Raw genomic sequence first — 26382 nt, forward strand, 5'->3', positions numbered from 1 at the left:
AGATAGGGGTGTGCAAGCGATATGGGACAAAAGAGAGCACAATTTCTTCCTTATGCACTGCCTTTTATTGAACAGGAAGAAATTGATGAAGTCATTGGAACATTAAAGTCCGGCTGGTTGTCCACCGGACCAAAAGTGAGACAGTTTGAAGAAGAGTTTAAGCAGCTGACTGGAGCAAAGCACGCAATAGCAGTGAATTCATGTACAGCTGCTCTATTTTTAGCGTTAAAGGCGAGAGGCATTGGAGCTGGTGATGAGGTCATCACAACGCCTCTGACGTTCTGCGCAACAGCCAATACGATCATCCATACGGGGGCAGCCCCTATTTTCGTCGATATTGATCCGGCGACACTCAATCTAGATGCGAAAAAATTAGAAGCGGCCATTACACCACATACAAAAGCGGTTGTCCCTGTACATTTTGCTGGTCAATCGTGTGATATGGACCAAATTTTAGCGATAGCCAAAAAGTATGATTTGTTCGTGCTGGAGGATGCCGCTCATGCCCTTTATACGACCTATCACGATCAACCGATTGGATCAATTGGTGATGCGACCGCTTTTAGCTTCTATGCAACGAAAAACATAGCGACTGGTGAAGGCGGCATGCTGACGACAAATGATGATGCACTTGCGGCTAGAATCAGAAGGCTGGCGCTTCACGGGATGAGTAAGGGAGCGTGGAATCGTTATGGAGAAAAGGGAACATGGTATTACGAGGTCGAGGAACCGGGCTATAAAATGAACATGTTTGACGTGCAAGCATCGTTAGGGCTCGTTCAGCTAAGCCGGTTGAAGGAGATGCAGACACGCAGAGAACAGATTGCGAAGACATACAATCAGGCATTTCAACATGAAGCTGGTCTCATCTTGCCGCCTGTACATGATGAGGGAAGACATGCGTGGCATTTATATGTGCTGCAAGTTGATCCAAAAGAAGCACTGATCACACGCGATGACATGATTGATCAGCTGCAAAAGGAATATAAAATCGGCACGAGTGTTCATTTTATTCCCGTTCACTTGCATCCATATTATCAAGAGACCTACAACCATTCACCAGAGGATTTCCCTGAGGCACTCACTTATTACAAACGAACGCTTTCGCTCCCGCTCTATCCAAGTATGACAGATGAAGATGTGCAGGATGTCATCACCGCAGTTGTGTCAATTTTAAAAGACAAGAAGGCCTCTTCATGAAAGTCGTTCATGCAATAGACGATCAGGTGCTGGCAGCTTGGCTGAAAACATATGATCATGAAGCGGAACGCATGGCAGGATTCAAGCAGTTTGCTCTTGTCAGCGGCGCTAAGCTCAAAGCAGTGCTGCTATACGAATGGTCCAAATGGGAGAGCGGTATTTTTGACAAGCATATTTTTCATGTGAAGTTTGTGGAAGCTGAATCAGCGCAGCTCTTTAAAGAATTGATGGAGAGATTCATCAATTGGATGAGAACAGAAAAATGTGATTTTTTCTTTTTACGTCTTGAGGCGGCTGATCTTAAAAAAAACCGCATTGTTCAAAAACTATCTCATGTGTATTATGTCGGTGGTCTCACTAGGCTTGAGGCACCGCCTGCCCTCATGGAGATGCCATCATCAGATCAAGATGTGGTGATGGGTGTGCCAGATGAAAAGGATTACGATGAGGCGGTCTTACTAGGTGATCGGGCTTTTGTGAAAAGCCGTTATGCCCTTGACCCATATTTAGACCAGCGTGTTGTTCAGCATTTTTATCAGGAGTGGATGAGAAACAACCTACTCGGACGCGCAGATATCAACCTCGTTGCCAAGGTAAATGATGAAGTGGTTGGCTTGATTCAAGGTATGACAAAGGGGCATGAGATGGGGCTTGAGCTTTTTGCGATTAGACCGGATGTTCAAGGAAAAGGGATCGGAAAAAAGCTGTTTATTGAGATGATGAAAGTGTCTCATCACAGAGGGCATCACTTCATTTCTGCGGGGACACAGCTTCATAATACGACAGCCATCCAGCTGTACGAAAAGATGGGGTTTAGGACAACAAATGCCTTTTTGTATTACCATGTGTGGCCGAAAAAAGGAGAGAGGTAAGATGGCGCATTTCTATATCGGAGATCGCAAAGTGGGAGATGATGCGCCTGTCTTTATCATTGCAGAGGCAGGCATTAATCATGATGGAAAGCTGGATCAGGCACTTGCTTTAATTGATGTGGCAAAAGAAGCAGGGGCTGATGCGGTGAAGTTTCAAATGTTTCAAGCGGATCGGATGTATCAAAAGGAACCGGGGTTATACGAAACGGCCAAAGGAGAAGAAGTGTCTATTTTTTCTTTAGTGGAACAAATGGAGATGCCGCCAGAATGGCTGCCTGTCTTATTGACACGTTGTAAGGAAAAAGGACTGATGTTTTTAAGCACCGTGTGTGACGAAGAATCGGCTGATTTATTGAATCAAACGAATCCGCCTGCTTTTAAACTGGCATCCTATGAAATCAACCATTTGCCTCTTTTGCGTCATACGGCTTCTTTTCAAAAGCCGATCATTTTTTCAACAGCTGGAGCCACCATTGCAGATGTTCATGAAGCATACGAAACGATTACGAGCCAGCAAAATAAGCAAGTCGCCATCATGCATTGTGTGGCAAAGTATCCAGCGCCTAGAGCATATACGAACCTGCGGGTGATTCAAACCTTAAGATCCGCTTTCCCTGAAGCAGTCATTGGCTTCTCAGATCATAGTGAACACCCGACGGAAGCGCCAGTAGCCGCTGTGAAGCTCGGGGCAGCAATGATTGAAAAACATTTTACAATAGATAAAACATTACCCGGAGCGGATCATTCCTTTGCTCTTGATCCTGAAGAATTAAAGGAAATGGTTCAGCACATTCGAGCGGCAGAAAAGCAGCGGAATCAAGCAGAAATAGACGTTCATTCATTACCAGAGGAGCTTCTTGGCAGTTCTTATAAAACGACAACAGCCATTGAAGGACAGATTCGAGAATTTGCGTATCGAGGAATTTTTACGACAAAAGGCATTGCAAAGGGTGAGACCCTCACGTCAGAAAATGTAGCCGTGCTGCGCCCCGGACAAAAAAATCAGGGATTGCATCCGCGATATATGCCAATTTTACTTGGCACAAAGGCTGTGAGAGACATCCCAGCTCATACAGGCGTTTCGTGGAAAGACGTACTCACGCAGGAGTCTCATGATGATGCATGATGTGCTTTTTGTCATTCAGGCTAGGATGGGGTCAACAAGACTGCCCAAAAAAGTGATGAAACCGATCGGCGGCATGGCGCTGATTGATTTGATTGTGGAGCGGGTGAAGCAATCAGATGATTACCATCACAACATGCAAAACCTTATGATTGCCACAACGGTCGAGCCAGAGGATGACTATTTGGCTCAATATTGTATGTCAAAGGGCTATAAGGTGTTTCGAGGCAGTGAGGCAGATGTGCTTGAGCGGTTTGCGCAGATTGTCCGCCAATTTGAACCTAAAACGGTCGTACGTTTAACGGGAGACAATCCATTTATAGATCCTTCGCTTTTGTCGAAAATGCTTGAAAAACATAGACAGGAAAAGGCTGATTACACGTATACGAACGGAACACCACTCGGTATTTCCGGGGAAATGATTGAAGCATCTATTTTATGTGAAATCGACAAATTTCCCCTCACTTATTCAGAACGTGAGCATGTCACGCTGTATATCAGAAAGCATCCCGAGCAATTTTCCCTTCAATTATTTACACCGCCCAAAGAACTTGCATATCCTGCTTATCGATTCACGATTGATACAGAAGAAGATTATGTGTTTGCTACCCGTTTACTAGAGAAAGCTGGTGGTTCTATTGCTGTGCCGACAGCTGAGCTCATTTCCATCTGTGAACAACATCCAGACATTGTTCGTTTGAATCAATCTGTGAGACAGAAGGATGCTGAATGAACAAAAAAATCATGATTGTTGTTTATGGGGGTTTTTTAAGAGGAATGGGTCATGTCGTCAGAATGAAACGTTTGGCAAAAGAACTGCTTCAGGAAGGGAACGACTTATATTTCTATACAAATGATCAGATTTGTGTAGAAATGCTTTCGCACCCAGAGTGGCACGTTCAGATGGTGCATGAGTCGAATGCGCTTCTCCAGGTCCAACAAGACATCAAAAAGCTAAAACCTGACCTTTTAGTCATAGATGTTCTTGATTGTGATCTTCAGTTTCTTCAAACGATCAAAGATTCCTGTGGCAGTGCGAGGTTGGTCTTATTTGAGGAAAAAAGAGAGGAAGCCTGTCAGCTTGCAGACACGGTCATAAACGGCATTTATGGCGGTCTGGACGGGAAGCACGAGCAGGTTAATGGCACGGCTTATTATCATGGAACGCCCTATTTATTGTTAGATCACGAGATTAATCGATTCAAAGACACATATGAGGTTCGGAAAGAATGTAAAAAGGTGGTCATCAGCCTTGGCGGAAGTGATCCGTGCGGCCTGTTATCAAAGGCTGTATCGGCGCTTCTTCAAACAAATCACCTAGACATTTTAGCGGTCGCAGGAAAAGCCTCTCACATCAAAGAGCAAGTAGAGGCGGAACATATCCAATTCATCCAACATACAGATCAACTACCGGTTCTTTTATCAGAAGCTGATGTGGCTATCGTAGCAGGCGGTATGACGTTATATGAGGTAATTTGTATCGGGGTGCCCAGCATTGTCCTATCGCAAGTAGATCACCAAGCAGTGACAGCGAGCATGTTTGCGCAAAAGGGCGCTTGTTTTCACCTTGGGATAGGTGACCTTGTGGAAGAAAAAGACCTGTTGCAAGCTGTTCAAAAACTGTTTGACAGCTATTTTCTCCGCAGAAGCATTCATCTTAATGGACGTTCACTCATTGATGGAAAAGGAATCGAACGAGTGAAAAACATTCTTATACACCTCATGAATTCACACCAAAAAGAACATAAGGATGTGTAGATGTGAAGGGAGTTATTTTAGCAGGAGGAAAGGGATCACGGCTGGCACCATTAACGAAGATTTTCAACAAACACTTGCTGCCGGTTGGTCCATATCCGATGATTTATTGGTCATTATTCAAACTGAAAGAAGCAGGAATTGTAGATGTGATGCTGATTTCACAGGAAGAACAAATTCCGTTGTTTCAAAAGTTACTGGAAGATGATCGTGAACTTGGGATGAACATTGTGTATCAAGTACAGCCAGAAGCGTCTGGTATTTCCGATGGTTTATCCTATGCAAAGCCCTTTGCTCAAGGGGAAAAATTTGTGCTGATGCTTGGTGATAATGTATTTGAAGATTCATTACGCCCTTTTGTCGACGCCTTTAGGCAACAAGAAAGCGGAGCCAAGGTTTTATTGAAAGAGGTGGCAGATCCAAAACGGTTTGGCATTGCAGAAATTGATCCTGCTCATCATCGAATTTTATCAATAGAAGAAAAGCCAGAGCATCCGAGGTCATCTTACTGCGTCACGGGCATCTATTTTTATGATCAAGACGTCTTTCAATATATCGAGGAAATCTCGCCGTCAGATCGAGGTGAACTAGAGATTACTGATGTGAACAATCTCTACATCTCAAATAGCCAGCTGACCTATGATATGTTAAAAGGGTGGTGGATTGATGCAGGAACACATGAATCTCTCCACGAAGCATCAACAAAAATGTTTGAAACGATGAAGGAAAAAGAGGGATACGAATGACGAAGTCTTATTTAATTACAGGTGGAGCAGGGTTTATTGGACTGAATTTTGTGAAGCTGCTGCTTCAAGAATCCGATGTCCGGCTGACCGTGTTTGATAAATTAACATATGCCAGTCATCCAGAGGAGATGGAATATTTATCAAAGCTGCCTCATGTCCGTTTTGTCCAAGGAGATATCACGCTGCAAGACGAACTAGATCAAGTATTTGATGAAGCCTATGATGCCATCATTCATTTCGCAGCAGAATCACATGTCGATCGCAGTATTGAGTCAGCAGAACCCTTTATCCAAACAAATGTCCTTGGTACCTATCGTATGCTTGAAGCTGTCTTAAAGGGAAAGGCGAATAAACTCATTCATATTTCCACAGATGAAGTATATGGAGATTTGGAGCCGGATGATCCTGCTTTCACAGAACAAACACCACTCTCACCGAATAATCCTTATTCAGCAAGCAAGGCAAGTTCAGACCTGCTTGTGAAATCTTATATCCACACCCACCAATTACCCGCCATGATCACAAGATGCAGCAACAACTACGGACCTTATCAGCATGAAGAAAAATTAATCCCAACCATTATTAGAAAAGCGGTCAATGGTGAAAAGATTCCGATTTACGGAGACGGCCAGCAGATTCGCGATTGGCTCTATGTAGAGGATCATGCGAGAGCCGTAAAACAAGTAGTAGAAAACGGAACAGCCGGTCAGGTGTACAATATTGGCGGCGGCAACGAGAAAACAAATCTTGATTTAACCAAAACCATTCTCACACATCTAGGCATCTCTCATGATCAAATCGCGTTTATTCAAGACCGGAAAGGGCATGACAGGCGGTATGCCATTGATGCCAGTAAGCTAAAAGAAGAGCTCGGCTGGATGCAGGCAACTTCATTCGAAAAAGGTATCGAAAAAACGATCGATTGGTACCGTGCCAAATATGATCAAAGTGAAGAAGGGTGACCGATGAAAGTTTTAATCACCGGTGCAGGCGGCCAATTAGGGAAAGAATTGACGAAACAGCTGAAAGAAAAAGACATCACCGTCATTGCTTTAACAAGGAGTATGCTGAATATCGCAGATCAACAGGCAGTCAGACATGCAATGAGACATTTCCGTCCGGATATTGTTGTCAGTGCGGCTGCTTATACGTCTGTCGATCAATGCGAAACAGAAACGGAAAAAGCCTATCTTGTGAATGGGATTGGCGCCTACTATACAGCGCTTGAAGCTAAAAACGTAGGGGCAGATGTGTTACATGTCAGCACAGATTATGTATTTGATGGGCAAGCGGATACCCCTTATCAAATCGACGCACAAGCAGATCCACAAACCATTTATGGAAAGAGTAAAAAACTTGGAGAAGAATTGATTCATCTTGTATCAGATGAAGTGAAGATCATTCGGACATCGTGGCTTTATGGACATGAGGGACATAATTTTGTGAATACCATTCTTCGACTGGCTGAAACGAAGGATCATTTGCGCATCGTCAATGATCAGTTAGGGTCTCCTACTTATACAAAGGATGCCGCAGAAGCTTTGATTCACTTGTTTGACCAGAAAGCAGGTATTTATCATGTCAGTAACCGAGCAAGCTGTTCATGGTTTGACTTTGCGACAGAAATTGTGGCAGCAAGCGGTCTGTCTACGACAATTGAACCCATTTCCACTGAAGAGTATGGTTTCCAAACACCTCGGCCCGCCTACTCTGTTTTAGACCTGCAATCGATTGAAGCGACAGGCTGGAAGCCAAGACATTGGAAGGGTGCACTTCACGAATACTTGCAGAAAGAAGGGAGATTCGAGCAGCATGATTGATGGTGTACAAACGAAAAAACTCATGAAACATTGTGATGATCGCGGCTTTTTCGCAGAGCTTATTCGAGATGACGAACCGATGCTGAAGCGCTTTGGGCAGGCGTCGTGGTCGAAAAGTTTCCCAGGAGTCATCAAAGCCTTTCATTATCATGAAAAACAAGACGATGTTTGGTTTTTCCCAGCAGGTCATGCACAGGTCGTTTTATACGATTTGAGAGAAGATTCTCCGACAAAGGATCAAACCGATGTGTATTATATGGGAGAAGATAATCCGATGCTGCTCCTCATCCCAAAGGGAGTTGCCCATGGCTACCGCGTATTAGGGGAGACGCCGCTGCAGATTGTGTATTTTACAACAGAATCGTACGACCCAAAAAACCCAGATGAGAAGAGAATTGCGTGGAATGATGAGGCGATCGGATTTAATTGGGAAACGACATTTAAATAGAGAAGAGAGGCCTTTCGCAGGAGAAAGGTCTTTTTTTGTTGAAATACATTCTGTATGTGTCATTTTATGTATATTGATGAAAAGGGATGTGGATGAGTTTGTCTAAAAGAATTGCATTTGTAACAGGGGCAAGTACAGGCATTGGAAAGGCAATCGCAATAAAACTTGCCGCTCAGAGCGATATGAAGGTGATCATCAACTCTAGAAATATGGCCTCACTTGAACAGACGAAACAGCACATTCAAGATATGACAGAAACAAAGGAACCGCTGTCTCTATTCTGTGGAGATATGTCGGTTGAAGCGGTGAGGTCGGAAGCCTTTGAGAAAATAGAAAAGGAGTTTGGCAGACTCGATGTGCTGATCAATAACATTCCAGGAGGAAAGCCAGATACATTTGATTCATGTGAAACTGACCAGATGCTGGATGCTTTCTCCCAAAAAGCCATCGCCTACGTCGATACAATGAAGCGTGCAGCCGCATTGATGAAAAGACATGAATATGGACGGATCATTCAAATTGTCGGGAACCTGTGGAAGGAACCTGGTGAACAAATGTTTACGAATAGTATGATGAATGCAGCGATTATTAATGCCAGTAAAAATGCAGCCACACAGCTTGCGTCGTCTAGTATTACGGTAAATTGTTTAAATCCAGGTTTTATTGCAACCGATCGGTATGAACAATTTATCGGCAATATGATGACGAAGCAGGCATTGTCACGAGAGCAGGCTGTACAAGCTGTCGCATCAGGTATCCCAATGCAAAGAGTGGGTTCAGCGAGTGAGATGGCGTCATTGGCAGCTTTTATGGCATCAGAGGAAGCTTCTTATATCACAGGTCAACAAATCTCAGTAGACGGTGGAACGATGAAAAGTATATAAACTGAAAAAAACCCGCTATTGGCGGGTTTTTTGATGAAATCGAATGGGGAGGATGGACAGGCGATCGATAAAGAGAGCAAGCTCCTCAATCGGGGCAACCATTGAAATGCGTACATGACGGCTTCCATTGGCTCCAAATACTCCTCCAGGCGTGACGACAACATCGGCATGTTCGAGTAAATAGTCAGCAAAGGCATGAGAATGTTCAAAGTCATCAGGAATCGGAGCCCATAAATAAAAGGCGCCGGGTGGACGTTCGATTGTCCAGCCAAGCTTTTTCGCCGCTTGCCGGATGAAGAAATTGATTCGTTCAAGGTATATCGCCTTTAATGATTGAATATGGCAGTCATCACTTTGCAAGGCAGCAGTCGCAGCGTGTTGAAATCCGCCATACATACTGACAAACACGTGGTCTTGAAAGGTATTGATGGCTTGGATGATCTCCTCATTTCCAACAGCAAAAGCGACTCTCCATCCTGCCATATTAAATGTCTTTGATAGAGAATATAATTCCACTCCTACACTTTTCCCGAGAGGAGTATTCATGAAGCTCACGGGTGTTTGTTCATAATGAAATGAACCATAGGCGAAATCATGAATAACATACAGCTCGTGAGCGTCCGCAAAGGTAGCAGCCTCTTCAAAGAATGCCTCATTTGCAACAGCGCCCGTGGGGTTATTCGGATAATTCAAGAACAGTACTTTTGCTTTTTTGACTATGTCAGGATCAATTGAGGAGAGATCTGGTAAATAGCCATTTTTCTCTTCAAGTTTGATACTGTATGGCTTGGCGTCCGCCATCAAAATGCCTGAATGATATTCAGGGTATCCTGGATCGGGAACGAGTGCGATATCTCCTGGATCAAGCAGACACTGACTCATGACATACAGCCCCGTTTTTCCGCCAGTGAAAAGAGCAATTTCCTTCTGCGGATCAATCTCAGCACCGAATTCCGATCTATAAAAATCTGCAATGGCTTGTTTGAAAAAGTCAAAGCCTCTAAAAGGGGCATATTGTTGAAATGGCAAAACATCCGCTGACTCCTGTAGGGCACTCACGATATGGGAGGAGTTGGTAGATCAGGGTTCCCCTGACCTAGATTCATGATGTTTGCTCCGTTTTTTGTCTTTTGAGCTATTTTTTCAAAAACGGTGCCGAATTTCTGTTCAGGCAGCCGTTCAATCATTTTAGATGCTAACATTTTCACCACAGCAGCCTCTCTTTCTATCCCTTCACTAATTCATCCATTAACTGAATCGTTGCCTGTTTCTGAATGTTGCGGATGGACGCGGCAACATCTTGTGAGGATGATCCTTTTAATTCAAGAGATACGATTCCATTAAAAGCTTCAAATAATTCAAGATCCACAATAGTCCCTTTGGCAGGGAATGATTGACTGACAATCGCAGTATCTCCAACGAATGCTTCCTGCGGAATAGACACATGATCAATGGTAATATGTGTGGCTTCAGGTGGGATAAGCCCACTCTCTTTAAAATGCTGAGGGTACAGGTGGCAGTCCGCTACATAAAATGTATGTCCAGAAAGCAGCTGTTTTGGCAGTACAGCCTTTTTACCATCAACTAATACATCAATCAATAGCTTCGCCATATCGACGCCAAAGACTTTTTTAATATTCGGGATCATATTCCAGCCAGCGAATCGAGCCGCTGACTCGATCAGTCCAGTTTCTCGATTTTTCATGAGTTTGATTTCTGTATGGGTTGCACAATGTTCAAGACCTAGCCCTTCATTTGCCTTCCTTGCTGCTTCAATGATGATTTGCTTGGCTTCATTGTCTAAGATCGTCGGAGTGATATGAGCCGTTTCTGTAAAGCCGATTTGAGGGGTTTTATCATGTATGACAAAAGGGAGATATTCGCCCTCTACGACCAGCCCTTCTACACTGACATAATCAGCATATCCTTCATCTTCATACCAATCTTCGTAAGCACCCTCTAAATATGTTTCAGCGACAAACGGTGCTTCATACGTGACAGCGTCTGGGACTGGTATGGTTTCCAAATACGATTGTACTTGTAAAAACAAGTCATCACTTCCGGCTTTGTCATGAAACAAGGTGACGCCAATAGAACTGGCTAAATATGTAGGCTTTAAAATGAGCGGTGTTCCGATAGACTCAATGGCTTGTTGGAAATCAGATAAAGTCGTGACAGGCTGAGTTTTCACCGCTTTGACGCCAGAGGCATTGAATGCAGCCCTCATTTGGCTTTTATCACGCGCCATTTCGGCTGCCTTGACACCGGCACCTCGTAGCCCAAGACGTTCAGCGGCCTTTGCCATCGGTGCAATGAATAATTCATTATTGGTCGTGATTGCATCTGCTTTGAAAAAGGAAGCCACTTGAATGAAGTCTTCCACAACCTCTTCTTCTGATTTTGGATAATCATCATGTGCCCAGTAAATAGAATCAGGGTGTTCAAAAGAAGGGTGTGTCTCAAAATAATCACGGTCTTTGATGACCGCAATGGAGTATTTTTCGATTAGCTCGGCATGTCCCTTTGTAATCGCAAAGGGTCTTGGGATATAAGAAACGATATGGTATGATGCCGCCACGCTTTCATAAAACATATGGGGCGGGCACCCTCCTAAGTCAGCAATGACAAGTACAGTTTTTTTACTCAATGAAAGCACTCCTTTTATCTAGCGGTGTAACCGCCATCTGCAGTGACGACACTTCCAGTCATATAGCTGGATAGGTCAGAGGCGAGAAACAGCATCACGCCAGCAATTTCTTCAGGTTTTCCAAGCCGTAGCATAGGATTCACCTTTGCTTTTTCCTTTTTGACGATCTCGAGACTTTCTGTGTGATTGTCTAAAAAGGACTTCTCGTTTAATGGTGTATCAATGATGCCAGGGGCAATACAATTCACCCTGATTTGATGAGCGGCATAGTCGATGGCCATTGATTTGGTGAGCTGAATGACACCGCCTTTTGTTGCATTGTATGCCGGAATGTCAGGCCAGCCCACAAGACCTCCGACAGATCCAGTATTGATAATACTTCCACTCTTCTTTTCAAGCATATGCGGCAATGTATGCTTACTCATGAGAAAGACGCCGGTCAGGTTGACCTGAAGAATACGATGCCAATCCTCCAGTGCCATCTCATGAATGGGTGAGACAATTTCGATGCCTGCATTGTTAATGAGGACATCAATGGCACCGAATCGGCTCAGCACGCTCTGAACGGTTTGGTGACAGTCAGACTCCTTCGTAATATCTGTTTTAAAAAATGCAAGGTGCTCATGCGGTAATGACTCAATGAGTTGGTTGCCGCTGCTTTCATTGATGTCAGCGACAGCTACTTTTGCTCCATGCTCGAGGAAGAGCTTGACAGCAGCAAGCCCAATCCCCGACGCACCTCCTGTAATGAGGACAACTTTTCCGTCTAACTTCATTTCTTCACCTTAGATGCTTTTGGTTTTAAGCGATTATAGCGGGGAGGGAAGAAGAGATTAATAGACTTTGAAGCTTCTGGCTTTGGATTGATGGCCCCGTGATCTTCCCGTGGGTCACAGAAATAGGTGGTGCCAAATTCCATCTTTTCTGTAAAGCCTTCGATTGTCATATCATACCCTCCGCTGATGCAAATGCCGATTTGTTCATTTCTATGTTTATGAAAAGGCATTTCTCCACCGTTTCCAGGGATATTGGCAATCATCAGCTCCATCCAATCCTCCACAAAAAAAGTCACTTCCATGCCAGGGAGTAAATCCCGTGTTTTGAAAATGTCTAAGAAATAAGTGGGGGGAGCTGTATATTCTTCGTCATCCTTTAATCTCTTAATATCAATGGCGATCACTTCTTCATCTGTCAGATTTGAAGCGCCATGAGGGACAAACGGTGGTGCGATATAGGCTGATTCTAATGGGGTGAGCAGTTGAGTCGATTGGCCGACAGTCATTTGAAGCTCACCTTTTAATACAATGCCGATTTGTGCTTCGGGATGTTCGTGAGGTTCAATGATCGTGCGGGGAGGGACGTATGAAATTAACACTTCCGTACCGCCTCTTACAGTGGAATATTGGATAACGCCATTATCCCATTCTAATTTTTTCGCTTGAGGAAAATATCGTTCTTGCGTCTTTTGTTCAGTTTGCATCTTATATCTCTCCTTTTCCGAATATGGACCAGCTCATGGGTATACTTTTAAACGTTCGAATGAAGATGAGGCCATATGTGGCTCTTGCCACCTCATTCGTTAAAGCAAAATCAAATTCGCCGTCCCTTACTTTCTGTGCGGCAGTACTTGTAGAATTAACAAGTTCAAATTCAGCATTTTGGTGAATGAAATATTGAATTAAATTGACAGGTGCAGGATGTGAGACAATTTTTAATTGGTGGAGCATTTGTTCATTGAATGGGAAATCAGGTCTGACAGCCAAACCATACATGGGCGTGTCACATCTGAAAATTTGTAAAAGCTGTAGATCTGGTCTCATGTAGAAGTGTTTGATGCCTTCATATGCGTGTGGAACGAGAGTAAATTGAAGTGGTTGAGAGAGAGTATGTTCAATGCAAGTTTCGAATGTGTCATAAAGGGATAGTTTCGTATGAGTGCCGAGTGTAGTGGTGGATTGAGAGATGAAATGTTTTGCTGCGTATTCACTGCTTGTCCCCTTAGGGCCTAGTGTGTTGACTGTAAACATCTTAGGTGAAGGGCTTGGCTCTTCTTTGAAATGAAACACATCATCATTCTTTAGGATCATGTTTACCATCCAATCTTTTTCAAATTTTTACTAGATTATAAAATTTAAAATTGGTAATTGTCAACAAATTTTATAAAAAATGTAATATATGATGATATTAAAAATTGATCTAAAAAACTGCACATATCGAGATGTGCAGTGAAATGTGCTTACGTTTCAAGAGTAGTTGGCTGTTTTTTCTGTAAGGCACGTTCTCGTTTATAGCTGCCAAAGCTGATGATAAAACCAACAAGTGTGATCAATGCACAGACAAGACCTACCGTATGATATCCGAAATGGACATAAACGGGTCCCATCAGTGCGGAACCGAGCATAACAGCAAAGTTGGAGGCCAGGCTGTAAAAAGCCATCACTTTCCCGCGATGGGTTTGAGAACAGTCGCTTAGAACGGTGCTTAGAAGCGTGACAGATAAGCTTTGCATAGCACCCCAAATAAATAGGGCGAAAATCAGCAACATCCACGAGAATGGCGCATAAGGAAGCAAGGCTAGAACAAGCGCAATTCCACCCAGCACAAAGACAAGGGAACGAGTTTTACCGAACCAGTCTGCTAATTTTCCAGTAAACATACTCATAGAAAAGCCGACGCCATAAGCCATAATAAGAAGTCCAGCTGTTGATTGTCCGCCATCAAACAGACTTTGCAAATAAGCACCTAAAAACGAGTACATGCCGTAAAATCCAAGCATATTGCAAAACGTCACAGTCAAATAGGCAGGCACACGATCGATTTTCAAAGCTCCCCATAAAGCGCCTGTTTTCTCTCTAGCTTGAGGTGCCTTCGGATCAGCTGCTCTGACTTGTTTTCTTGATTCAAGGATGACAAGCAGCAGGACAATGAGACTCATCATAGCGAAGATCCAAAACGTCCAGCGCCAGTTTAAACTCTGGCCGATAAAGGCGCCAATGGGCACACCAAGGACAAGAGAAAGAGACCAGCTCGATACAATGAGTCCCATCACTTTGCCGCGATATTCGTATGGAACCCGGTCGCCCACAAGAGCATAGGCTGTTGGCACGAATACACCAGTTGCCAGCCCAGAAATAGCACGGCCTGCAAAAAACACGGCCAAATTTGGGGCAGCAGCACACATCACTGTTCCGATTAAAAAGAAGGACAGCCCAATTATCAAACACAGCTCTCTTGAATATCGGTCTCCTAAAGGAACGAGCAGTGGAGCTCCAACCAGCACAGCTAACCCATAAATGCTGATGGAAAGAGCCAGAACATCAAGAGAGTGCTGAAAGGAGTTTGATAAATCAGGCAGCAGTGGTGAAATCACCAGTTCCTCCGATCCCGCCGCAAAAACGCCAAGTGTGAGTGCAATGGCAAGTGTGATGGGAAATGTTTTAGAAGCCTGGCTGTCTAAAGATTCTTTCATCAAGTGATCCCTCCATACTTGCTTTTTCATTCAATTCCGTTAAAATAAATTCTACCATTATTTAGTTTTATTTTACATTTCGTATCATAAGTATCATCATAAAATACTTTTCAAATGGAACGATTTTGGGATAGGAGCGTAACGAATGAAAATCACCGATGTGGATGTGCATATTTTAAACGAATTGAGAGAAGATGCCCGCTTATCAATGAGGGAATTGTCCAAACGAGTGAATTTATCAGCACCTGCGGTGGCAGAAAGAGTGCGAAAACTAGAGGATGCAGGGATTATCGAAGGGTATTCTGTTCAAGTCAATTATAAAAAGCTGGGTCTGATGATAGACTGTTTACTGGAAGTCACCGTATTAAATGGGGAGTATCAGCGTTTTGTGACATTTATGAACCAGCATCCACGTGCGTTCTTTGCTTATCGAGTGGCAGGACAGTCCTGTTTTTTCATTAAGCTGTCTGTTTCTTCTCTTGAAGAAATTGAAGCCTTTATTCAAGATGTGTCTGGCTTTACAAAAACGGTCTCCCATATTGTCTTATCAGAGCATTCCTTTACCCATCCCATTCAGGAACGTGTGAAACAAATAGAAGAGCCAGAAATGACCGTGGTGAAATAGAAAAAGGACCTGCCCTCAGGTCCTTTTGATTCGTTTATCTGACTGATAGCTCATGATCGTAATGATCAATCCAATGAATGTCACACCTGCCGCAAAGAGCGGGACAAGCTGTAAATGTGTGATTTCAATAGCAAGACCGCCAAGCGCTGCACCGCCGGCATTTCCAATATTAAAGGCAGAATGACTGAGCGTTGATGCGAGTGTCGGGGCTTCATGTGCCATGTTCATCGTGCGGAATTGCAAGGTAGGAACGAGAATAAATGAAATAATTCCCCACACAAAAATCGTCAGCACGGCAGGCACTTTAAAGGCAGATGTATATGTGAATAACAACAGAACAGCCATCAGCAAGATCAATGTGATGATAATACTCGGCATCAGCTTCCAGTCGGCAAGCTTTCCGCCGACTAAATTCCCAATGGTGACCCCAAGCCCAAAGAGGACAAGAATGAGGGTGACCCCGTTTTCCTGAAAGCCAGTCACTTGCAGCAGGATCGGGCTGATATACGTAAAGGCGGTAAACACACCCGCAAAACCAAAAATCGTCATCGCAAAGGAGACGAGGACCTGCGGCTTTTTCAACACCGATATTTCATTTCGAATATCTAATACTTCTTCTTTCGATTGATTTGGTACTAAACTGATAATACCGATTAAGGAAATGAGACCAATGACGGCAATGACGAGAAATGACATGCGCCAGCCGAATTGATTTCCTATAAAGGTACCAAATGGCACACCCAGTACATTGGCTACTGTCAGTCCTGTAAACATGAAGCTGATCGCACTTGCGCTTCGCTCCTTAGGTACAAGCCGTGCAGCCATAATGGCGCCGACACCAAAGAAGGTACCATGAGCAAATGACGTTAAAATACGTGCAGCCATCAACAGACCATAAGAAGTCGATACAGCGGCGACAGCATTTCCCGCCACGAAAAGAATCATTAATAGGATGAGGAGACGTTTTCTCGACATTTTTCCAGTTGATAACGTTAAAATAGGGCCGCCAACTGCGACACCGAGTGCATATCCGGTAATCAGTTGACCTGAAGCAGAAATAGATACATGGAGATCATTTGCGACATTTGGCAAAAGACCCATGATCACAAATTCAGTCATGCCAATCGAAAACGCACCGAGCGTTAACGCAAAAATAGCGATGGGGAAGTTTTTCATGATGAGATCACCTTTCTAAACAAATACATAAAAAGGCTTCGGAGAGATCCGAAGCCTTAAGAGTTTATCATACATGGAAATAAGACGCTAGCTGCTCGTTTGCTAATCGGTTTCCAACAAAGAAGGAACCAAACTCGCCGTAACGTGCACTCACTTCATCAAATCGCATTTCGTAAACCAATTTTTTAAATTGAAGCACATCGTCAGCGAAAAGAGTGACGCCCCACTCATAATCATCAAAGCCAACAGAACCTGTAATGATCTGTTTTACTTTCCCAGCATAGCTTCTGCCAATTAAGCCATGGCTTCTCATAAGGGATTTACGTTCATCCATTGAAAGCATGTACCAGTTGTCATTGCCAGAACGTCTTTTATCCATTGGATAGAAACAGACATATTGAGAAGAAGGAAGCTCAGGATAGAGGCGCGCACGTACATGTGGGTTCTCGTAAGGGTCTCCGCCATCTCCGCCTCCTGCTAAGTAGTTGCTGAGTTCAACAACTGACACGTAAGAATAAGCTGGAATCGTAAACTCAGCTAGTCGTGTCTTGTTGAATTCAAGTTCAATTTCACCTAGTTCTTCCATGGTCGGACGTAAAATCATGAGCATAATATCTGCTTTTTGGCCGACAATACTATAGATTGTTTGGCTTCCAGCCTGATTGTGCTCGGCTGTTTTCCATTTTTCTAATAGACCTGTGAACTCATGAATGATGGCTTGACGCTCATCGCTTGTCAGCAGCTTCCAAGCCGTCCAGTCGATCGTTCTAAAATCATGCAGCGCATACCAGCCATCTAGTGTTTGAGCTGCTTCATTTGTTGTATGTTGTTCGCTCATTTATTTCACTCCTATTTACAGTTTTCCATCTGTTCCAACTATAACACAGTTTGTCCAAATGAAGATGTGATCAAAACTTGAACGACGAAAACGCTTTTCTAGAAATTGATTTAATTAGTTTGAAAAATAAGAATTTAAATTGTAAGCGCTATAATGTAAGTTGGTAGTTTGAATTTATGTAGAAGAAGAGTATGCTTAAAAGAGAACGCTTTTTTTGTAAAATCAAGGAGGGTATTGAAGTGGCAGATATTTTTTCAACAGTTCAGGAAAAGGTTGCAGGTAAAGGAGTTAAGATCGTTTTTCCTGAGGGAATGGACGAACGCATTCTAACAGCCGTTCAAAAACTAGCAGATGGCAAAGTATTGCAGCCAATTGTTGTAGGTAAGAAAGAAGAAGTAGAAGCAAAAGCAAAAGAATTAGGTCTTACACTTGATGGTGTTGACGTGTATGATCCTCATACATATGAAGGTTTTGAAGATCTTGTGCAAGCTTTCGTTGAAAGACGTAAAGGCAAAGCGACAGAAGAGCAAGCGAGAAAAGCATTACTGGATGAAAACTACTTCGGTACAATGCTTGTGTATAAAGGTCTTGCAGACGGCCTTGTAAGCGGAGCAGCTCACTCAACTGCTGATACAGTGCGCCCAGCACTTCAAATCATTAAAACAAAAGAAGGCGTAAAGAAAACTTCTGGCGTCTTCATTATGGCTCGCGGCGAAGAGCAATATGTGTTTGCTGATTGTGCGATCAACATTGCACCAGACAGCCAAGATCTTGCTGAAATTGCGATCGAAAGTGCAAACACAGCAAAAATGTTTGACATCGAACCACGTGTAGCAATGCTTAGCTTCTCTACAAAAGGTTCAGCAAAATCAGACGAAACAGACAAAGTATCTGAAGCGGTTCGCATTGCAAAAGAAAAAGCACCTGAGCTTGTTCTTGATGGAGAGTTCCAATTCGATGCAGCTTTCGTTCCTTCAGTGGCAGCGAAAAAAGCACCAGATTCCGTCATCAAAGGCGATGCTAGCGTATTTGTTTTCCCTAGCCTTGAAGCTGGAAACATTGGCTACAAAATTGCCCAGCGCTTAGGTAACTTTGAAGCTGTAGGTCCAATCCTGCAAGGTCTAAATCAGCCAGTAAACGATCTTTCAAGAGGCTGTAATGCCGAAGACGTTTATAATCTTGCGCTGATTACAGCAGCTCAAGCACTATAAAATAGCATCTCGACTAGAGCAGTCAGTACGATAGATTCGTGCTGGCTGTTTTTTTATTTTGTCCAAATGTGTACAATAAAGGGTGAAAAGAAAACACGAATCGTAGATAAAGCCGATAGGATAGGCAGGTGCTATAATGGAGGATTTAATATATAAACTTCAGCATAAGGTCGCATTTTTAACCGATGCGCAGAGGAGAATTGCAGATTATATCGTACAAAATCCAATGGAAGTCGCTTTTTTAACTGTCGATAAATTGGCGTCAAAAGTCGGGACGAGTACAGCAACGATCATGCGCTTCTCTGCTGCGATGGGGTATTCCGGTTTTTCTGAGTTCCAAAAAGAGCTTCAGTCAGCTATGAAGCATAAAGCCGACCCTCAAACGAGACTTGAAGCGAATCTCAAGCATTCAAATAAGAATAAGCTCCTGCATGACCATGTAGAACTGCAATTTCAAAATATCCAGTATGCACTAGACAATATCACGGAAGAAACCTTTCAGCAGATTGTTGGGAAAATAGCCAGCGCACGCCACGTTTTGTGTACAAGTGTTCGAAGTGGAAGACCTGTTGGTGAGTATCTGTCACTCGGAATCAATCGGTTATTGGGGAATTGCCAATACATTGATGCAGACAAAAGCGACTGGGTGGATGATTTGGTTCATTTCAACTCTAGTGATTTCATTATAGCGGTCAGCTATCCGCGTTATGCAAAACGCATGAAGGACTTGCTCGAAGTAGCGAAGTCTTATGGGGTGGAAGTGCTTTTAATCACAGACAGCTACAGCTCTCCATTAACCAAATATGCACAATATGTATTACCATGTTCCTCAGCAAGTGTAGGCTCTCATAACTCTGTCGTATCTGCTATCTTTATCGTCGATTACATTTTAAGTGCCTTAGCGATGAATGATCCTGAAAGAACAAAACCACGTTTAGATCAAATCAATCATATGTTAACGAAAATGAGTTACCACACAACACATTAGTCGTGTGGAACTCATTTTTTTATTTTTTGAAAGCGCTTTACTAATTGAAAATGAGGTGGTATGATCATATCACAAAAGTAATAAATATTACTTTAAGAAAAGTAAGTGTAATGAATATAACTCAAAGGGGATGATGGAAACAATGAGTACTGTTCATTTCGTGTCAAATGATCTTATCGCTAGGGCAAAAAAGCTTAACTCGACCTTGCTGTCAGACGTAATGGGATGCACCGGCGCGATGGATCATCAAATCAAACCAGTTGCGAAAGGCATGAATGTAGTCGGCACAGCTTTTACTGTTAGCTTACGGCCAGGGGATAATTTATTTCTTCATCAAGCGATCTACTCTGCTAAAGAAGGAGATGTACTGATTGTTGATGGGAAAGACCATAAGGGTCATGCCTATTTAGGGGAATTGATGGCACATTCAGCAAAGGCTGTAGGAATAGAAGGAATCGTGATTGACGGGCTTGTTCGCGACAAACTCTCTTTAGAGGAGCTGGCTTTTCCAATCTACAGTAAGGGATTTATGCCAAACGGACCTTATAAAGATGGTCCTGGGGAATTGAATCAAACCATCTCGTGCGGCGGTGTCAAAGTAGCACCAGGTGATCTAGTCATTGCTGACGATGATGGAGTCGTCATCGTTCCAAAGGAAAAGGCGGAACACCTGCTGACACTAGCGGAAGAGAAACAAGCGTATGAACATCAGAGATTAAAAACGATTCAACAGTATGTGGACGAAGGAAAGCAGGACATCAGTCTCTTAGCACCGGCATGGCTGGAAGGCAGAATGAAAAAATTTCAAGGATAGGGGAATCTGTGATGAAGATAGGCTTTATCGGATATGGTGAAGCAGCATATGAGCTGTCAACGGGATTGAAAACAGAAGGATTAGACCAATTTTATGCGTATGATGTCCTATTACTAAGTGAGAAATTAGCTGGCTCGTTGAAAGAAAAAGCATCGCAAACAGGCGTTCAATTAACGAGCAGTATTAGCGAAGTCATTGAGAAATCTGATCTTGTGATTGCAGCTGTGCCAGCGAATAAAACCTTAGAAGTGGCACAATCCGTATCGGGAAGTTTGAAAAAGAATCAATTATATGTAGATGTATCGGCATCAACACCAGACATCAAAAAACAAGTAGCAAACGAAATTGAAAAGCAAGAAGCTCTATTTGTAGATGCCGCCATGCTAGGGCCTCTTCCAATCAACAAACACAAGGTTCCGATCACGGCAAGCGGCAGTGGAGTTGACCAATTCATGAAAGTGATGAATGCTTATGGCATGAATATCACAAAAATTAGTGACCAGCCAGGAGATGCTTCGGCACTAAAGCTAATCAGAAGCATTTATATGAAGGGGATTGTCGGTCTCTTGATTGAATTTTTGGAAATTTCCAAAAAATATAATGTGGAACATCAAGTGATTTCTTCACTAAGCGATACAATCGATAGCAAAAGTTTTGAAGAGACCATGAACCGTCTTGTGACAGGGAGTGCATTGCATGCAAAAAGACGGGCGGTTGAGCTGCTTGGCTCTATTGAAATGCTAGATGAAGCAGAGATTGATGCCAGTATGTCTCGGGCAGCACAACAGAAGCTTGAGAGATTAGCAGACTTTCACTTTGCTGAACGATTTGACGGGGTAAAACCTGCTAGCTGGGAAGAAGTCATTGACGTGATGCAGCAAGGGGAATAAATTGTAAGCGTTTTATTTAATAAAGGGGAGGCGAAGAAACGATATGGGTTTTATTGCGTTGATTGTGTTCATAGCTGTCATCATTATATGGAATGTTATGGTGAAACGGAATATGGGAGAAGCCATGCTACTAGGCTTTATTGCGACCACATTATTTGGCGGATTAGATGCGTTAAGACTTTTCTGGGATGGTTTAATATTTGCATCCACATATGAGGTGCTTTATGCAGCTGTCGCATTTGTATTCATGGCCTATTTAATCGAAAAGTTGGAATTAATTCATGCACTCTTACGAATCCTAAATTCGGTTGTAGGCAAACTTCCTGGTGGAGCGGCTTATATGAGTACGTTAGGTTCAGCAGTGTTAGGCGCTCTTTCAGGTTCAAATTCTGCAAACACAGCTGCGACTGGCTCTATCACGGCCTCTTGGATGATTAAATCCGGGTGGAGCCGGACCCATACGGCCACGATTCTAGCAGGGAATGGCGGACTTGGAGCGGCACTGCCTCCGAACTCTTCCATGTTTATCATGCTTGGGTTTGCACCAGTTGCCGCCCTTGTATCTGAGGGAGATTTATATATTGCCCTTCTAATAGGAGGACTGTATCAAGTCGTATACCGATTTATTTTGGTGTATCTTCTGGTGAAAAAGAATAAAATTCAGGCCATGCCGCCAGATGATATTCTTCCTTTCTGGGAAGCGGTAAAACAAGGGTGGAAGTCGATCTTTATTTTTTTCGGTGCCTTGATTCCTATCATGATCACCATTGGTCCGTTTGCAAACTACTTAAAAAGTAATCCAAACATCGGACCGGAGGCAATGGATCAAATTTCTTTAATTACGTGGATTCCGATTCTCATGATATTAATTAGTCTAACAATTGGAAGAAAAAAGGCGTCTGCACTTGATTGGTCTCAGTTTTTCAAGTCGGCTATTCCTAAGTTTACAACGATCGGAGCCTTGATGCTGTTTGCAGTGGCTGCTAGTCAAGTACTTGCAGAATTAGGGCTCGCAGATGATTTGACGCAAATCACATCAGTACTTGCCATTCCGAAATGGCTCATGGTGCTCATTGTGGGTGTTCTTGTCACACTGGTGGCTGGCCCTCTATCTTCAACAGCGACATTAACAGCAGTTGGGCTTGTCTCATTTTCAGCTTTAATCTCAGTTGGAGTGGACCCAGTTGTGGCTGTAGTTGCCATTCTTGCTTTTTCATCAACTGAAGGCGCTTCCCCGCCTGCATCAGGGTCCATATTTATCGCTTCTGGTCTTGCAGGGGCCAGACCAGAAAAAACCTTTATCCCACTGATCCTCTATTATATGCTTCCGATCGTTGGTATTGGCTGGCTCATTGGAATGGAGATACTTCCCGTATAGAAAGGAGAAACAGATGAGAGTATTGATGGAATTGTTATTTAAAGTGCTGCTTGTCCTATTTCTAACGTCAGGAACGTTGTTGGTATTCGGTCAAATACTAGGAATTCTCTTGCAAAAGGGAGATATGATCATTGCTAGTACGAACCTATTTAAAAACCCAACACTGGTGTTAAGTGCCTTTTTTAGCCTTGTCGGGTTTTCACTCCATTATATCCCTGAGAAGAAAGACGCTGCATGTAACGATCATGACTCAGCATCAGTCACTGAAACTTTAAAATAACCATCAAAAGCTGGATCCTATCGAAGGATTCAGCTTTTTTATGTGAATTAGGTATAAAAACCCAATACATACGATTCATTTTTAAGCAAATTCGTTTTCAATCATATGCCTCTTGTGCTAGTAAATGGTAACATAACGGAGGACTATTTGAGGAATAGAGGTGTTTGACGATGTCTGGAGCTATCATCGGTTATACAACAGCCTTGTATTCGTTAAAGGCAGACATATCCATAAAAAAAGAACAAATCATAGAACTGAACATGTGTCGAAAAGAAATCAAAGAAGCAAAGTCTGCTCTGGCAGATGCTAACAAGAAAATGACTCATCCAGAACTGACATCACATACATGGTTTGGCCATCTCGCAGATACGTTTGATGACATTCGAGACGAGATGGCATCCGCCAGTCAAGAGATAAAAAGTGTACAGCTGACCAATCTAGTGAATCGAATTGATGAGAAAATTAGCGACTTAAAATCAGAGATCCATTCATTAGAACATGAAATTCATTCGGTTGAAAGAAAAATAGAGAAAGAAAAGCAGAAACAACTGGAAGAAAAAAGAGGGTAGTCACATGAGTAGAGAAATTAAAATAGATGCCAGTCAGGTCAAACGAGTATTACAGCATGCAAAACAATCAGGCGCTCAAATGAATGCAACACTTCCAACAACCATCAAAGGAAGAAATCAGCTCCTGACGGCAGACACATTAGAAAAAATCAATCAGCAGCTGAACGAATTAAGTACATCCTATATAGACATTCTTCAGAAACAACTTGTACAAACAGAACAAGCGGTGAACACCATGATCGAAACGGACCAGGCGCTTGCTTCCAGCAGTAAAAGAAAATAAAGGAGAACGCAATGAAAACCCTTGATGCTTTTGCGCTAATAAACGGAATTGACCAAACGCTGAATACATTAAAGCAGCAATCACAACAGATTAGCTCCATTGAAAAACAAATCCAACAGATCATCTCACTTGATGGCGCACTAAAGGGAGAGGCGGGACAAGCCATCCGCTCCTTTTATACAGAATGCCATATTCCCTTCCTGCAATTTTTTCAGGTTGTCATTGAGGAATACAGCTCTGCGCTCAAACAAACAAAGCAGGCGCTTCATACCCTTGAATCAAATCAGCACGGCTTTATATCACAAGCATTTATTGAACACGAACTTGATTCAGGTTTAAAAAAAGCAGAGCGAGCGATTTCTGACATTGTTTCAGATGTGAGCCAGGCGATCGGCAGGGTCAGTCATATCGTTCACTTGCCTCATGTAGACGAGTCTGCTTTTCAACAGAGCTATCAAAAAGCGTGGCTTGAGACATCCAGAACCATTGGACTGCTCCATGCCTTTGACAGAGAACAAACAAGTGCTATGAATGAAACAACAAGTGCATTGCAAACAATGAAGCAATACATCAACACGCTAAGCACCATGTTCACCGGTCCCAAAATCGACATCACGAGCTATCAAAAAGGGTCTATTTTCAAAAATGGAAAAGAAGAAAAAATAAGCAGCACGATCAGCGGATTGAATGACAAAATAGACAACACGAAAGACAATCCGATGATGATCATGTTGAAGAAGCTGAGAGAGAAACAACAGGCGGATGTGGAGACGGTGGTTCGGGACGAATCTCATAAAAATATTAATCAACAAGTCACAGCAAACGATCCATCACTTACGACATTGCAAAGGGAAGCTGTGAACGGGAAAAACAAGATTCATAGAGACATCAGGGTCATAAATGGTAAACTATACAACGTCAAAGGCATTAAAAAATTAAAAGAATTCGATATAGCAGATGAAGTCGTCACCGACTCATCCGATATTGATTTTATTGGCGGTCGATACACCGTTTACGCCAATAAACAAATCATCCGAACGTATATCGCAAACGGCGAAGTAAAAATAGAAGAAGTCGACAAAATTCCAGAAAGCCGCAGCCGTGGCAATGCGAAACGCATATTAGACGGTGAAGTTGTCTCAACAACCGAAAACATCATCCTAGAATACAGCGGAATCTATGACGGTTATCGAGCCGTCACCGGCAAAGACCCAGAAACCAGCAAAAATATTAGTAGCACAGAACAAGCACTGTCCGCAGCTTCAATTATCCCAATCGCGAAAATAGGGAAGATAGGGAAATATGTTTTTAAGATAGATCAAGGGAAGAGTGCGGTAAAGAGGATTACTACTAGTACAGGGAGTAAGATAGATTCTGATACAATAAAAAAATATGTTAGAGATATAGAAGGACGAACAGGAAGAGAGTTACCTAAAAACCAAATAGATAATTTGAAAGCAGCATTAAGAAATAAAGAGTATAGCAAAATGTCACCTATAGAAACGGCTAAGCATCGGGCGAAATTTGATAGTGTGAAAAATAAAGTAATCAAAGAGTGGGAAAGAAATACTGGACAAAAGTGGCCAGTGTATAATGAAAATATTATTTCAGGGAAAACTGGTAAAGTAATTAGAAAAAAAGGAGATAAGTATGATGCTCACCATATAATTGAAAATACTTTTGGAGGAGAGCATGAGTGGTGGAATATGCATCCTGCAAAATTTCCAAATGAGCATCAAGCAGGTATACATGGAGCAGGTTCACCCGCAAATACATTATTTAAAGGAGTTAAAAAATAATGGGATATGAAATTATTAAGAAAAACGAAGAAAATAGTTTTTTTTTAGTAACTGAAAAAGAAATCTTAGATGTTGAAAAGGAACTTGATTTAAAGTTTCCTAAGGAGTTAATTCGTTTTTATATAGAGGTAGGTTACGGTTTTATTAATGGGTCTGAGTTTAACACTAATCGCATCATGGACCCTTATTCTGTAAGAGACTTTCGATTAAGGGCTAATGATTTTGAATTTTATCCTGACATTGAAATCTATGATGAATTTGAGAATAACAAATTAATCTTTTTTGAAGCAAATGAGACAGCATTAATGTCAATTGAATTGAATGAAAAGGATAAAAGCGCAATATATTATTATGATATAAAAATCGCTAATTCTTTGGAAGAATTTTTAACCAAAATACAAGAGGATGATAAATATTATCTAGATTTACTGGCAGACTAATAAAAGCCTTTCAAAAGTTACTTTGCATTGATTAGCTAATAGATGAGAATTGCAAAAGTCGAAATTTATAATTTGGAATATAAGTAGTATGGGTTGAGTGACCTGTTAAGTAAAATTTAAAGATAAA

Annotated in this window: 28 protein-coding genes and 1 pseudogene; 21 read left to right on the forward strand and 8 right to left on the reverse strand. The window is 42.5% G+C overall.

What is annotated here, in order from left to right; all coding sequences use genetic code 11:
• Nucleotides 1-21 precede the first annotated feature (21 nt).
• The 10 genes from KFQ09_RS11215 to KFQ09_RS11260 all read left to right on the forward strand — a co-directional run bounded on the left by KFQ09_RS11215 (nt 22) and on the right by KFQ09_RS11260 (nt 8848).
• Nucleotides 22-1200, forward strand: coding sequence for a DegT/DnrJ/EryC1/StrS family aminotransferase (locus tag KFQ09_RS11215; RefSeq protein ID WP_050826721.1), 1179 nt, complete (start codon nt 22-24; stop codon nt 1198-1200).
• Complete coding sequence (locus tag KFQ09_RS11220) at nt 1197-2072, forward strand: GNAT family N-acetyltransferase (protein ID WP_050826720.1); 876 nt, start codon at nt 1197-1199, stop codon at nt 2070-2072. Before KFQ09_RS11215 ends, KFQ09_RS11220 begins: the two co-directional genes overlap by 4 nt.
• Before the next feature lies 1 nt (nt 2073).
• Complete coding sequence (locus KFQ09_RS11225) at nt 2074-3198, forward strand: N-acetylneuraminate synthase family protein (RefSeq protein WP_144739652.1); 1125 nt, start codon at nt 2074-2076, stop codon at nt 3196-3198.
• Nucleotides 3188-3928, forward strand: coding sequence for a cytidylyltransferase domain-containing protein (locus KFQ09_RS11230; protein ID WP_017360114.1), 741 nt, complete (start codon nt 3188-3190; stop codon nt 3926-3928). Before KFQ09_RS11225 ends, KFQ09_RS11230 begins: the two co-directional genes overlap by 11 nt.
• On the forward strand, nt 3925-4953 hold the full coding sequence (locus KFQ09_RS11235) for a glycosyltransferase (RefSeq protein ID WP_144739650.1): 1029 nt from the start codon (nt 3925-3927) through the stop codon (nt 4951-4953). The genes KFQ09_RS11230 and KFQ09_RS11235 overlap by 4 nt, the downstream gene beginning before the upstream one ends.
• 2 nt (nt 4954-4955) lie before the next feature.
• Nucleotides 4956-5696 (forward strand): sugar phosphate nucleotidyltransferase, encoded by a 741-nt coding sequence (locus KFQ09_RS11240; RefSeq protein ID WP_079919333.1) that lies wholly within the window; start codon nt 4956-4958, stop codon nt 5694-5696.
• Nucleotides 5693-6658 carry a dTDP-glucose 4,6-dehydratase gene (gene rfbB, locus KFQ09_RS11245; RefSeq protein WP_108611081.1) on the forward strand — a complete coding sequence of 322 codons (966 nt, stop codon included), beginning with the start codon at nt 5693-5695 and terminating at the stop codon, nt 6656-6658. The genes KFQ09_RS11240 and rfbB overlap by 4 nt, the downstream gene beginning before the upstream one ends.
• Nucleotides 6659-6661: 3 nt before the next feature.
• The gene (gene rfbD, locus KFQ09_RS11250) at nt 6662-7516 is read left to right on the forward strand and encodes a dTDP-4-dehydrorhamnose reductase (RefSeq protein WP_144625550.1); all 855 of its coding nucleotides are present in this window, start codon (nt 6662-6664) and stop codon (nt 7514-7516) included.
• Nucleotides 7509-7964: a dTDP-4-dehydrorhamnose 3,5-epimerase family protein gene (locus tag KFQ09_RS11255; RefSeq protein WP_035702434.1), complete on the forward strand. Its 456-nt coding sequence runs from the start codon at nt 7509-7511 to the stop codon at nt 7962-7964. Before rfbD ends, KFQ09_RS11255 begins: the two co-directional genes overlap by 8 nt.
• Before the next feature lie 92 nt (nt 7965-8056).
• Nucleotides 8057-8848 carry an SDR family oxidoreductase gene (locus KFQ09_RS11260; protein WP_272870249.1) on the forward strand — a complete coding sequence of 264 codons (792 nt, stop codon included), beginning with the start codon at nt 8057-8059 and terminating at the stop codon, nt 8846-8848.
• Nucleotides 8849-8863: 15 nt separating this feature from the next.
• On the opposite strand, the pseudogene KFQ09_RS11265 reads toward KFQ09_RS11260, so the two are convergent.
• From KFQ09_RS11265 to KFQ09_RS11290, 6 genes and pseudogenes are all read right to left on the reverse strand, one after another.
• A pseudogene (locus tag KFQ09_RS11265) lies at nt 8864-10056 on the reverse strand (aminotransferase class I/II-fold pyridoxal phosphate-dependent enzyme).
• Nucleotides 10057-10073: 17 nt separating this feature from the next.
• A complete protein-coding gene (locus KFQ09_RS11270; RefSeq protein WP_144739644.1) occupies nt 10074-11495 on the reverse strand; it encodes an alanine--anticapsin ligase in 1422 nt (473 codons plus the stop codon).
• Nucleotides 11496-11509: 14 nt separating this feature from the next.
• Nucleotides 11510-12271 carry an SDR family NAD(P)-dependent oxidoreductase gene (locus KFQ09_RS11275; RefSeq protein ID WP_008343608.1) on the reverse strand — a complete coding sequence of 254 codons (762 nt, stop codon included), beginning with the start codon at nt 12269-12271 and terminating at the stop codon, nt 11510-11512.
• Nucleotides 12268-12975 (reverse strand): 3-((4R)-4-hydroxycyclohexa-1,5-dien-1-yl)-2-oxopropanoate isomerase, encoded by a 708-nt coding sequence (locus tag KFQ09_RS11280; protein WP_017368257.1) that lies wholly within the window; start codon nt 12973-12975, stop codon nt 12268-12270. Before KFQ09_RS11280 ends, KFQ09_RS11275 begins: the two co-directional genes overlap by 4 nt.
• A 1-nt stretch (nt 12976) precedes the next feature.
• The gene (locus tag KFQ09_RS11285; protein ID WP_017368256.1) at nt 12977-13582 is read right to left on the reverse strand and encodes a bacilysin biosynthesis protein BacA; all 606 of its coding nucleotides are present in this window, start codon (nt 13580-13582) and stop codon (nt 12977-12979) included.
• A gap of 149 nt (nt 13583-13731) precedes the next feature.
• Nucleotides 13732-14964, reverse strand: a complete 1233-nt coding sequence (locus KFQ09_RS11290; protein ID WP_079919317.1) for an MFS transporter — start codon at nt 14962-14964, stop codon at nt 13732-13734.
• 145 nt (nt 14965-15109) lie between these two features.
• Between KFQ09_RS11290 and KFQ09_RS11295 the strand changes: the two genes are divergently transcribed.
• Entirely contained in the window at nt 15110-15589 is a 480-nt protein-coding gene (locus KFQ09_RS11295) for an Lrp/AsnC family transcriptional regulator (RefSeq protein WP_008343601.1), read from the forward strand.
• 15 nt (nt 15590-15604) lie between these two features.
• On the opposite strand, the gene KFQ09_RS11300 is transcribed toward KFQ09_RS11295, so the two are convergent.
• Nucleotides 15605-16765, reverse strand: a complete 1161-nt coding sequence (locus tag KFQ09_RS11300) for an MFS transporter (protein WP_017360103.1) — start codon at nt 16763-16765, stop codon at nt 15605-15607.
• A 67-nt stretch (nt 16766-16832) separates the two neighbouring features.
• Nucleotides 16833-17603, reverse strand: coding sequence for a hydrogen peroxide-dependent heme synthase (gene hemQ, locus KFQ09_RS11305; RefSeq protein ID WP_046526757.1), 771 nt, complete (start codon nt 17601-17603; stop codon nt 16833-16835).
• A 239-nt stretch (nt 17604-17842) separates the two neighbouring features.
• On the opposite strand from hemQ, the gene pta reads away from it, so the two are divergent.
• The 10 genes from pta to KFQ09_RS11355 all read left to right on the forward strand — a co-directional run bounded on the left by pta (nt 17843) and on the right by KFQ09_RS11355 (nt 26255).
• A complete protein-coding gene (gene pta / locus KFQ09_RS11310) occupies nt 17843-18814 on the forward strand; it encodes a phosphate acetyltransferase (RefSeq protein ID WP_008343597.1) in 972 nt (323 codons plus the stop codon).
• 136 nt (nt 18815-18950) lie between these two features.
• Nucleotides 18951-19802: a MurR/RpiR family transcriptional regulator gene (locus KFQ09_RS11315; RefSeq protein WP_052320446.1), complete on the forward strand. Its 852-nt coding sequence runs from the start codon at nt 18951-18953 to the stop codon at nt 19800-19802.
• Between the two features lie 142 nt (nt 19803-19944).
• Complete coding sequence (locus tag KFQ09_RS11320) at nt 19945-20616, forward strand: RraA family protein (RefSeq protein WP_017368252.1); 672 nt, start codon at nt 19945-19947, stop codon at nt 20614-20616.
• A gap of 11 nt (nt 20617-20627) precedes the next feature.
• A complete protein-coding gene (locus tag KFQ09_RS11325; RefSeq protein ID WP_025208161.1) occupies nt 20628-21506 on the forward strand; it encodes a prephenate dehydrogenase/arogenate dehydrogenase family protein in 879 nt (292 codons plus the stop codon).
• 43 nt (nt 21507-21549) lie between these two features.
• A complete protein-coding gene (locus KFQ09_RS11330; protein ID WP_050826709.1) occupies nt 21550-22884 on the forward strand; it encodes a TRAP transporter large permease subunit in 1335 nt (444 codons plus the stop codon).
• Nucleotides 22885-22897: 13 nt separating this feature from the next.
• Nucleotides 22898-23164 (forward strand): hypothetical protein, encoded by a 267-nt coding sequence (locus KFQ09_RS11335; protein WP_255835676.1) that lies wholly within the window; start codon nt 22898-22900, stop codon nt 23162-23164.
• Nucleotides 23165-23334: 170 nt separating this feature from the next.
• Complete coding sequence (locus tag KFQ09_RS11340; RefSeq protein WP_017368249.1) at nt 23335-23733, forward strand: YwqH-like family protein; 399 nt, start codon at nt 23335-23337, stop codon at nt 23731-23733.
• Between the two features lie 4 nt (nt 23734-23737).
• Nucleotides 23738-24016, forward strand: coding sequence for a YwqI/YxiC family protein (locus tag KFQ09_RS11345; RefSeq protein WP_052320443.1), 279 nt, complete (start codon nt 23738-23740; stop codon nt 24014-24016).
• 11 nt (nt 24017-24027) lie between these two features.
• Complete coding sequence (locus KFQ09_RS11350; RefSeq protein WP_056704172.1) at nt 24028-25815, forward strand: T7SS effector LXG polymorphic toxin; 1788 nt, start codon at nt 24028-24030, stop codon at nt 25813-25815.
• Nucleotides 25815-26255, forward strand: coding sequence for an SMI1/KNR4 family protein (locus tag KFQ09_RS11355; protein WP_056704175.1), 441 nt, complete (start codon nt 25815-25817; stop codon nt 26253-26255). The genes KFQ09_RS11350 and KFQ09_RS11355 overlap by 1 nt, the downstream gene beginning before the upstream one ends.
• Nucleotides 26256-26382: the final 127 nt, after the last annotated feature.

Source organism: Bacillus sp. FS02, from assembly GCF_024398395.1.
GTDB classification, from domain to species: Bacteria; Bacillota; Bacilli; order Bacillales; family Bacillaceae; genus Bacillus; species Bacillus altitudinis.

Excerpts from the sequence above, each read along its gene's own strand:
- KFQ09_RS11215 (WP_050826721.1), top strand. The coding sequence starts at position 22 with ATGGGACAAAAGAGAGCACAATTTCTTCCTTATGCACTGCCTTTTATT.
- KFQ09_RS11220 (WP_050826720.1), top strand. The coding sequence starts at position 1,197 with ATGAAAGTCGTTCATGCAATAGACGATCAGGTGCTGGCAGCTTGGCTG.
- KFQ09_RS11225 (WP_144739652.1), top strand. The coding sequence starts at position 2,074 with ATGGCGCATTTCTATATCGGAGATCGCAAAGTGGGAGATGATGCGCCT.
- KFQ09_RS11230 (WP_017360114.1), top strand. The coding sequence starts at position 3,188 with ATGATGCATGATGTGCTTTTTGTCATTCAGGCTAGGATGGGGTCAACA.
- KFQ09_RS11235 (WP_144739650.1), top strand. The coding sequence starts at position 3,925 with ATGAACAAAAAAATCATGATTGTTGTTTATGGGGGTTTTTTAAGAGGA.
- rfbB (WP_108611081.1), top strand. The coding sequence starts at position 5,693 with ATGACGAAGTCTTATTTAATTACAGGTGGAGCAGGGTTTATTGGACTG.
- rfbD (WP_144625550.1), top strand. The coding sequence starts at position 6,662 with ATGAAAGTTTTAATCACCGGTGCAGGCGGCCAATTAGGGAAAGAATTG.
- KFQ09_RS11255 (WP_035702434.1), top strand. The coding sequence starts at position 7,509 with ATGATTGATGGTGTACAAACGAAAAAACTCATGAAACATTGTGATGAT.
- KFQ09_RS11260 (WP_272870249.1), top strand. The coding sequence starts at position 8,057 with ATGAGTTTGTCTAAAAGAATTGCATTTGTAACAGGGGCAAGTACAGGC.
- KFQ09_RS11275 (WP_008343608.1), bottom strand. The coding sequence starts at position 12,271 with ATGAAGTTAGACGGAAAAGTTGTCCTCATTACAGGAGGTGCGTCGGGG.
- KFQ09_RS11280 (WP_017368257.1), bottom strand. The coding sequence starts at position 12,975 with ATGCAAACTGAACAAAAGACGCAAGAACGATATTTTCCTCAAGCGAAA.
- KFQ09_RS11285 (WP_017368256.1), bottom strand. The coding sequence starts at position 13,582 with ATGATCCTAAAGAATGATGATGTGTTTCATTTCAAAGAAGAGCCAAGC.
- KFQ09_RS11290 (WP_079919317.1), bottom strand. The coding sequence starts at position 14,964 with ATGAAAGAATCTTTAGACAGCCAGGCTTCTAAAACATTTCCCATCACA.
- KFQ09_RS11295 (WP_008343601.1), top strand. The coding sequence starts at position 15,110 with ATGAAAATCACCGATGTGGATGTGCATATTTTAAACGAATTGAGAGAA.
- KFQ09_RS11300 (WP_017360103.1), bottom strand. The coding sequence starts at position 16,765 with ATGAAAAACTTCCCCATCGCTATTTTTGCGTTAACGCTCGGTGCGTTT.
- hemQ (WP_046526757.1), bottom strand. The coding sequence starts at position 17,603 with ATGAGCGAACAACATACAACAAATGAAGCAGCTCAAACACTAGATGGC.
- KFQ09_RS11315 (WP_052320446.1), top strand. The coding sequence starts at position 18,951 with ATGGAGGATTTAATATATAAACTTCAGCATAAGGTCGCATTTTTAACC.
- KFQ09_RS11320 (WP_017368252.1), top strand. The coding sequence starts at position 19,945 with ATGAGTACTGTTCATTTCGTGTCAAATGATCTTATCGCTAGGGCAAAA.
- KFQ09_RS11325 (WP_025208161.1), top strand. The coding sequence starts at position 20,628 with ATGAAGATAGGCTTTATCGGATATGGTGAAGCAGCATATGAGCTGTCA.
- KFQ09_RS11330 (WP_050826709.1), top strand. The coding sequence starts at position 21,550 with ATGGGTTTTATTGCGTTGATTGTGTTCATAGCTGTCATCATTATATGG.
- KFQ09_RS11335 (WP_255835676.1), top strand. The coding sequence starts at position 22,898 with ATGAGAGTATTGATGGAATTGTTATTTAAAGTGCTGCTTGTCCTATTT.
- KFQ09_RS11340 (WP_017368249.1), top strand. The coding sequence starts at position 23,335 with ATGTCTGGAGCTATCATCGGTTATACAACAGCCTTGTATTCGTTAAAG.
- KFQ09_RS11345 (WP_052320443.1), top strand. The coding sequence starts at position 23,738 with ATGAGTAGAGAAATTAAAATAGATGCCAGTCAGGTCAAACGAGTATTA.
- KFQ09_RS11350 (WP_056704172.1), top strand. The coding sequence starts at position 24,028 with ATGAAAACCCTTGATGCTTTTGCGCTAATAAACGGAATTGACCAAACG.
- KFQ09_RS11355 (WP_056704175.1), top strand. The coding sequence starts at position 25,815 with ATGGGATATGAAATTATTAAGAAAAACGAAGAAAATAGTTTTTTTTTA.